Consider the following 9,025-nt stretch of genomic DNA (forward strand, 5'->3'; position numbering starts at 1 on the left):
CTTAAACCACAATGTCGAAACCGTACCGCGCCTGTATAAAACCATGCGTCCCCAGGCAAAATACGACAGGTCGCTGGCACTTTTGAAACGGGCCAAAACAATGGGGCGCGGTATGCCCACAAAATCGGGTATTATGGTCGGCGCTGGCGAAACCATAAGCGAGGTACGCCAGACGATACGAGATATCGCAGATTGCAAAACAGATATTCTCACAATAGGCCAATATTTGCAACCGTCTGCCCAACACGTTCCTGTAGCGCGCTTTTACCATCCCGATGAATTTCTGGATCTCAAACAATTCGCGCTCACGCTGGGTTTTCGGCATGTTGAATCTGGCCCACTGGTACGCAGTTCCTACCACGCGGCAGATCAAGTGGCTTGATTCCACTTTCTCAACTTTTTATACTGTTCCCAAATTCCAGCCGGGGAATTGTTGTATATACACCTGGAGGATCGTCATGCGTCTCATAAAATGGTATGTTGCGATGGTTGTCACCTGTTTTTGTTGGGCAACGGCATACGGGCAAGAAGATGCGCCACTATATCGAGATATGCCTTTGCGCTCAAAGGGCGAATTGCGCGTTTTTGCCGAAACCGCTGCATTTCGAGGCCCTCAAAACCTCACGCGCCTGGAAGTCTATACATTAATCGATGCGCGACAATTGCAGTTTGTACCCGAAGAAGGCAAATACGTATCCCAAATTGACTTTGAGCTTTCTCTGCAAGATTCTGCGGGAAACCCCACAGTACAAGAGTTGTGGACGCGAAATGTTTCGGTGGCAAATATCCGAGAATTAAAACAAAATGGCGCACTGGTGCGCGATATCATCGCCGTTGATATTGCCTCGGGTCTCTACAAAATGACGCTGACAGCCGAAGATATTTACGGAGATATTTCAGGCATTTGTGAGGGGAATATGCGCGTGCGCCGTTTTGAGGGCCCTGAGTTGGTCGTAAGCGATGTGGTATTCGCTTCGGAACTGAAAAAAGCCGAATCTGCCGGGCGCTTTGTCAAAAATGGATGGCACGTCGTGCCCAATACAACGCGGTTCTTCCGCGTGGGTAAACCAATACAGATCTACTTTGAGGTTTACAACTTCAAAGTCATGCCCAACAATCCCAATGATTCATTTGTTCTGGGATACAGTGTGCTCGACACTGCCGATGTCGTTGTCAAATCGTATCCGGCAAAGCGATTGATCAAGCCCGGTGAAAGCGTGGTAAAAACAGAAGTTCTGGAAACAGAAGGACTATCTGGCGGCGCGTACGATTTGCAAATCGAGTTATTTGACCGCAGCACGCGCGAACATGTGCGGCACAAACGCAAAGTCTTTCTCATTTCAGATGAAAATGAAAATCCACAATTGACAGAGGCACAACAGGAACAATTGCGATATTTTCAAACCATTCATCACATTGCGTCTGAAAAAGATCTCTCTATGTACGAGTCTTTGCCAACACAGGATTCGAAAATGAAATTCCTCCGGACATTTTGGAAAAAACTGGACCCGACGCCAAAGACGCCCTTAAATGAACGGCTTCGAGACCACATAAATCGCATGAAATACTCCGATGATACGTTTACATCGCAGCCGGGAAAGCGGGGATCAGAGACAGACAAAGGGCGTGTTTATATCAAATACGGGCCGCCCAGCGAGCGCGACTATACCACATCGGCTGCAATAGGAAAACCCATAGATACCTGGACTTACGAAAAGTCGGGACGATATATTTTTATATTTTTTGATCGCCGCGGAACCGGCGTTTACGAACTGGTGCATTCGACCATGTCGGGTGAACTCTACAATCCCAATTGGCAAGACACAGCATTCTAAAGGATATTGATGGATCCTCGATTTACATTTGAAAAAGGCACGGGCATTTTTACGGGCAATGAACTCATCGTCAAGGGTTGTCTCGAAGGCGGCATGGGGTTGATGACGGGATATCCCGGCTCACCCGTGGCAGAAGTATTTGATGCAGCAGAGCGCATCCGCGAGTTGTTGATAGAAAAAGGCGTGATGGTGCAAATTGCCAACAACGAAGCTCTGGGAGCAGCGCGTCTCAATGGGGCGCAGATGGAATCTATTCGCGCCATCGCAGTCATGAAAAGCGTGGGCGTACACGTCGCTTCAGACGCGCTGGCACTGGGCAATATGGCCGGAACGGGCGAAGGTGCTGCTGCGGTTGCCGTATTTGGCGATGATACGTGGTCTGAGGGCACACAAGTGCCTGCTGATTCTCGCTTTATCGCCAAACATCTGTACATGCCCTTGTTCGAACCCAGCACCTTTCAGGAAATGAAAGACTGGATCAAAGTCGCCTTTGAGTTATCGGAAAAGACCCGGCTCTATATCGCCTACCTCGTGACGTCCAATCAGGCAGATGGCGGAGGCACGGTCGAAGTACACGCAAACCAGTTTCCCGAAAAAACATTTAACCATCCCATCCGCCTGGACCCGCTGACGATTTCCCCAGATGATCGCGTGATTATCCCGCCACATACAGTGGTAAAAGAAAAGGAGGTCCTCGAGCAGCGTTTTCCAAAGCTGCTCACCCTCGCAAAAGAATACGAGTTGAATCGAATTTTATATCGGCCAGACTCTGGCAAAAAGCGAATCGGCTTTGTCACCAGCAGTTTGGCCTATTGTTATTTGGAACACGCGCTCAATATGGTTGGGTTGGGGGGTAGCATACCCATTTTGAAATACGGGATTACGTATCCGATTGATTCGGAGATCTTGCGCGAATTTGCGGACCTGGTCGATGAAATTTACGTGGTGGAAGAAAAACGCGGTTTTTTGGAAGAACAAATTGGCGCCGCTTTACAAAACCTGTATCAGGCAGGAAAAACAAAAGCCTTCCGGATATGGGGCAAACGCTTTCCCAATGGATCAGGTTTCCCCGACAGTTGTGGCCTGAATCCCAGTATCACGCTCAATGTGCTGGCTCCAGTGTTGAAATCGCTCGACGACCCCACAGTACCCGTAGATGCCGAGCGCATTGATACTATTGTCGCCTTGATGGCTCAGACAGAAACATTTGACCTGAGCGCATCGGTTCGCACACCCTCGTTTTGTCCGGGCTGTCCGCACCGCGATTCGGCCAGTGTGCTGGACAAGATGATCGACGATTTCCAAGATGGCGATTATATGCAGCGCAAGCACGGCACAGATCCAATGGATCTGATTTTCCACGGAGATATCGGATGTTATTCCCTGTTGAAATACGAGCCATTTAACCGGCTGATGCACAATTTATCGGGAATGGGACTCGGCGGTGGCACGGGTGCGGGTATCGATCCTTTTATCGACAACAAACAACTCGTATTCATGGGCGATTCGACATTTTTCCACAGTGGAATGGCGGCGATTTCCGATTCGATTAAACACGGGCAAGATATTACCTATGTCATTTTAGACAATAAGACCACAGCAATGACGGGGCATCAGCCCACGCCGGGGGTAGATATTGACCTGATGGGACGCCCGACCTTTGCTCAGGATATTGAACAGGTCGTGTGCGGTTTGGGTGGCGGTACAAATGGCCCGGTGATGGTCGCCAGCATGAATCCGGCAAACCGGGAGGCGTATCGCGATATCCTGGAACAGGCACTTCTAAAAGACGGCGTCAAAATTGTCATTGCCGACAAAGAATGCGGCATCACATATCACCGTCGCGTGCGCGCAGAGCAGATCCAGACCGTTCGGGACAAGGGATTTCTGTCGGAAGAAACCCACATCAACATCACGCCAGAAGTCTGCGAATATTGTCTGGAATGCACGCAGGCAACCGGATGCAGTGGCTTGAGCGTAGAAGAAACCCTCCACGGCCAAAAAGTCGCGACCGATCTATCTTTGTGCGTTGCCGACGGAGCGTGTACAAAGGTCGAAGTTGCAAATGGCGATAAAACGTGTCCCTCGTTTGAACGCCTGACCATTCACCGGTCACGCGCACCTGAGGTGCAAACCGAATCAATCGATCTATCGAATATTCCCGAACCCGAATGCCGCGACTTTGATACGGCCTGGTACGCGTATGTAGCTGGCGTAGGCGGCATGGGCATCAATACCATTTCTGCGATTATCGCCGTTGCAGGCGCAAAGCAGGGATATACCGTGCGCTTCACCAACAAAAAGGGACTGGCTATTCGCAACGGCGGCGTGTATTCGCACGTCAGCTTTACCAAAGACGAGCGGGTGATTTCGCAATTGACGCCCTACGGACATGCAGACTTGCTGTTGGGATTGGATATTCTGGAGGCAGTGCGCGGGTTAGATCCGAATGGAACCGGCCGCGTGGGCAGTCCACAGCGCACCACAGCCGTTGTGGAAACCGGCAAGCGCGAGACCATTTTGTCGATGATTGGACGAGACGATTTTGATACAGACCATTTGGAGAATATCTTGCGGCGTTATACCAATTCCGACACGTATTTTGGGATGGACCTCGGCGAAATCTCCGAACGATACCTGGGCAACAAAATCTATGCCAATAGCATCTTGCTGGGCGCGGCATTTCAACGGGACGCATTGCCCCTAACACTGGAAAATATCCGGTGGGCGATGAAGCAAAATATCAAATCGAATGAACTCGAAGCCAATCTCAAAGCATTTGAGATGGGGCGCAAAGCCGCGCTGGATCCCGATGCATTTTTCAAACCCAAACTCGTAACCACATACAGTGGACTTATCGACGACAAAGCGGAAATTTTGACCAAAACGCGGGGCGAAAAATTGGCCAAAACCTATCGCACCCTCTCAGAGACAGTCGCAGACTGGTCACTTTCCGACGCGACAAAATTGCAATTTGCCCTCGGCGTTTACGACCTCATTCAATGGGGCGGCATCGAATACGCGCGGTCTTATATCGACCGCGTAAAAGGGATTTACGACCGCGATAATGCCCAATATCAGTATCGCGCAACCGATGCTGTGGTGCGCTTTCTCGCCCGCGTGATGGCCTATAAAGATGAAATCTATGTGGCTCATCTATTGACAAGCGAGGAAAAATATCGCCGAGATCGCGCGCGTTATGATGTCGATCCAGATCGCGGAGATCGGATTTCTTACAGGCATTTAACCCGGCCGCATTTCACCGTCCTGGGACTGGACATCAGATTCGATATTCAAACCCGCGATTGGATGCTCAATATCATGAAGTGGGCGCGCTTTTTACGCAGGCTTCCGGCCTGGCATCGCGAGGAAAAAAACTATCGAGACTGGTATATCGATCTGGTAGATAATTTTGATTTTGACAATACAGAGCGATACGATACTTATGTGAAAGTCCTGCGCCTGCCCGACGACGTACGGGGCTACCGCGAGGTAATCTGGCCCAAGATGGCCGCCGCCAGAGAAATGGCGAACTACTGGCTTAATGGCAAAGGAACACCCCCCAAACTCGACCGCGAGGTCCTCGATATCGAGCCTATAGTCGAAAACGCTTAGTACCAGCCGCCAGCCTCTAACACAAAACGAGATTTACTTGAAACAAACACTTTGATTGATTATATTCCGCACTCGCAATTTTCTGAACAGAACGCATACTTATAAGGAGGAAGTATTTTGAGCACCAATGACTGGAGAACACACAACGAATCGGGCGGCAAGCGCGTAGTCGTAACCAAAGAATTGCCAGGCGACCGCTGGCTTGAGATACTCACGGCCGCTGATTGCCGCGTGGAGATTGGCACATCCACAGAAATTTTGAGTGTCGAAGAAATCAAAGACAAAATCGGCGATCAATGCGACGGAATGATCGGGCAGTTGACAGAAAAGTGGGGCGAAGAACTGTTTACCGCCCTCAAGAATGCAGGTGGCAAAGCGTATTCCAACTATGCCGTGGGATACAATAATGTGGATGTTGGCGTAGCGACAAAATACGGCATACCGGTGGGCAATACGCCGGGCGTATTGACCGAGACCACCGCGGAAATGGCCATCTCCCTCACCTTTTCAGCAGCGCGTCGGGTAATCGAAGCCGATGCCTTTATGCGCGCCGAAAAATATCACGGCTGGTTGCCCACGCTTTATCTGGGCGAATTGATGACCGGGAAAACGGTCGGCGTAATTGGCGCCGGTCGCATCGGCTGCGCGTATGCCAAAATGATGTCCGAAGGGTTCAAGATGAACGTGGTTTATTTTGACCCGTACCCCAATGAATACATGGAAAATTACATCGCGGCTTATGGCGAGTTCTTAAAATCTCAGGGTGACGACCCCGTAACCTGCCGGCGTTTAGACTCGGTCGAAGACGTCTTGAGGGTTGCAGACGTAGTCAGCTTACATCCACTACTGGACGACACCACCTTCCACTTGATGAATACCGAGCGCCTTGCACTGATGAAGGACAATGCGATCCTCATCAACGCCAGCCGCGGCCCGGTCATCGACGAAGTCGCACTGGTCGCACACTGCCAGACCCATCCCGATTTCAAAGTCGGCCTCGATGTATTTGAAGACGAACCCCTGATGAAACCCGGGCTTAAAGAATTGCCCAATGTGGTCATTGTGCCGCATATTGCATCGGCAACGATATGGACCCGTTCGGGAATGGCCACTTTGGCAGCCTCGAATGTGGCCGGTGTTTTGAATGGGTACGGCGCGTGGCAAGACCCGGACGATGTGTTGCCATTCCTCGGCGACAATCCCCCACAGGCAGCCCCCAGTATTGTCAATGCAAGTGAAGTCGGGCTTTCCGCTTATGCATAACACTGGTGTTAATCCAAAACGAGTCGGTTGCCCATGTGATCGACTCGTTTTTTTATTGAGTTTTTGTATGGATATTGGAAACAGCAGGCGATTTTCAATCGCCCCCATGATGGATTGTACAGATCGGCACGAGCGATACTTTTTGCGCCTGATCTCCCAACGGGTTTTGCTATACACCGAAATGGTTGCCACCGGCGCAATCATACACGGCGATCGCACGCGTTTATTGGGCTTTGACCTGATTGAACATCCCATAGCACTGCAATTGGGCGGAAGCGACCCCGCCGACCTCGCAAAGTGCGCCAAAGTGGGTGAAGACTGGGGATATGATGAGATCAATCTGAATGTGGGATGCCCGAGCGACCGCGTGCAATCGGGGCTTTTTGGAGTGTACTTGATGAAAGAACCCGAACGGGTGCGCGATGGTGTAGGCGCAATGCGCGACGCGGTAAATATTCCCGTAACCGTGAAAACGCGAATCGGCGTTGACAATTGCGACTCTTACGAAGAACTGGTCCATTTTGTCCAGACCGTTGCCGAATCAGGATGCCGTATCTTTGCGTTTCACGCCCGCAAAGCATGGCTTCAGGGCCTGAGTCCCAAAGAAAACAGAGAAATTCCCCCATTATCTTACGACATAGTCTATCGCATCAAACGCGACTTTCCAGACCTGTACGTCGTAATCAACGGGGGAATTACATCGCTCGACGAAGCCGCCGCGCATCTGGCACATGTCGATGGCGTGATGGTCGGGCGGGAAGCCTATTCAAACCCCTATTTTCTGTCCGAAGTTGACCACCGATTCTTCGGTGAACCACGTCCAATACCATCTCGGCACGAAATCCTGCACGCGTATCTGCCCTATGTCTCCGACCAACTCGAACGCGGGACGCGATTGCACCATATAGCGCGACATCTCATAGGACTATTTGCCGGTGTGCCGGGTGCAAAAACCTGGCGGCGATACATCAGCGAAAACGCATACAAAAAGGATGCGGGGATCGAAGTATTAGAGGCAGCGAGCGAACTGGTTGACTCACCCGAGCACATTTACTCCTTAGCTTCGAGCTGATCTACCAGGCGGATGGAATGTATAACATCTCGCAGGTCGTTGTGAGGCACCTCGTTGTTATTGATACAATCGACAAAATGCTGGTGCATCGTCAAAACACCCTCGTAACTGGCGACATCTTCCTCTTCCACACCATCGACTTCCCATCCCCCCAGGGTACGCACCTGATTGTCTTCGTGAATCTCGATCTCCTGGGGAATCTTCATATAACACCCAATACCCACACCGTGCAGTTCAGACCGCAGCACGCGCCCACCAGAAGCGCGATTGCCATGGATGGTGCCGACTGCGTTATTCTCAAAACGTATGAGAGCCGTATAATTATTATAGCTCTCTCCGCCAAATTTATCCTGATGGGCGGACACTTCCACGGGTTCACTCCCGGCCATATAGCGCGTGAGATCGACAATATGGCAGACGTCATTCCACAGAGTAGAAGTAAATTCTTTGCCATCGCCACCGAGCATTTGTTTGTTGAATGTCGTGACGATGGATGAAACGGGACCTTTTTCCGCCACGAGGCGCATCGCTTCGCGCGTAACCGCTGTGTAGCGCCGCTGAAACCCAACCGCAGCGAACACATTATTGGACACCGCCGCCTCGAGCAATTGCTCGGTCTCCTCGAGATTGGCGCCAGGTGGCTTTTCAATAAAAATGTGTTTGCCCGCATTCATGCAATCAATAGCCGTCTGCAAAATCCATTTTTCATTCATAACGCAATAGATGATATCCAGATCGGCTTCATCGAGCATCTTTTTGTGATCTGTATATACTTGCGGAAACTCGTATTTTTTCGCAACCTGATCCAGGCGTTCTTCATCGAGTTCGCAAACCGCGCACATCTCGACATCTTGCTCCAGGCGATGGACATTTGGGTAATGCGCGCCCTGGCTACGACCCCCAGCTCCGATAAATCCGGCATTTAACATGTGACCTCCAAAAGTAGTTAGTAAATTGAGAAGTGAGACGTATTTATGCTTGCTGTGGGCAACAATGTCAAGTCGATTGTTGAGCGGATGTAAGAGCACTTTGATATTTCGCCTGTTGGAGCTATAATTGCTTTAACCGGGGCAAGGAGATCAATCATGGAATCGTCAAAATTTATCGATACAGTAGATAAACACGTACAGGAAGTATTTGCGCTTTGTACACACAAAAATGGTACAATGCTGGCAGATGGCCTCGACCTGGCAACCGCACAGCCACTGATTTGGGAAGGAAATATGCTTTCCAACCTCGC

The 9,025-nt window shown here is 50.5% G+C and carries 6 protein-coding genes; 5 read left to right on the top strand and 1 reads right to left on the bottom strand.

Features of this window, described 5'->3' with window-relative positions; translation table 11 throughout:
* The 5 genes from OXG87_01595 to dusA all read left to right on the top strand — a co-directional run.
* On the top strand, positions 1-382 hold a 382-nt coding region (locus OXG87_01595), incomplete at its 5' end, for a lipoyl synthase (GenBank protein MCY3868217.1).
* A gap of 76 nt (positions 383-458) precedes the next feature.
* Entirely contained in the window at positions 459-1,835 is a 1,377-nt protein-coding gene (locus tag OXG87_01600) for a GWxTD domain-containing protein (GenBank protein ID MCY3868218.1), read from the top strand.
* A gap of 9 nt (positions 1,836-1,844) precedes the next feature.
* Positions 1,845-5,450: a 2-oxoacid:acceptor oxidoreductase family protein gene (locus tag OXG87_01605; protein MCY3868219.1), complete on the top strand. Its 3,606-nt coding sequence runs from the start codon at positions 1,845-1,847 to the stop codon at positions 5,448-5,450.
* Between the two features lie 117 nt (positions 5,451-5,567).
* Positions 5,568-6,713 (top strand): D-glycerate dehydrogenase, encoded by a 1,146-nt coding sequence (locus OXG87_01610; GenBank protein ID MCY3868220.1) that lies wholly within the window; start codon positions 5,568-5,570, stop codon positions 6,711-6,713.
* A gap of 67 nt (positions 6,714-6,780) precedes the next feature.
* Positions 6,781-7,785 carry a tRNA dihydrouridine(20/20a) synthase DusA gene (gene dusA / locus OXG87_01615; GenBank protein ID MCY3868221.1) on the top strand — a complete coding sequence of 335 codons (1,005 nt, stop codon included), beginning with the start codon at positions 6,781-6,783 and terminating at the stop codon, positions 7,783-7,785.
* Here dusA and OXG87_01620 read toward each other — a convergent pair.
* A complete protein-coding gene (locus OXG87_01620) occupies positions 7,764-8,714 on the bottom strand; it encodes a Gfo/Idh/MocA family oxidoreductase (GenBank protein MCY3868222.1) in 951 nt (316 codons plus the stop codon). The genes dusA and OXG87_01620 overlap by 22 nt on opposite strands.
* Positions 8,715-9,025: the final 311 nt, after the last annotated feature.

The sequence above is a fragment of the Gemmatimonadota bacterium genome, from assembly GCA_026706845.1.
Classification (GTDB): Bacteria; Latescibacterota; UBA2968; order UBA2968; family UBA2968; genus VXRD01.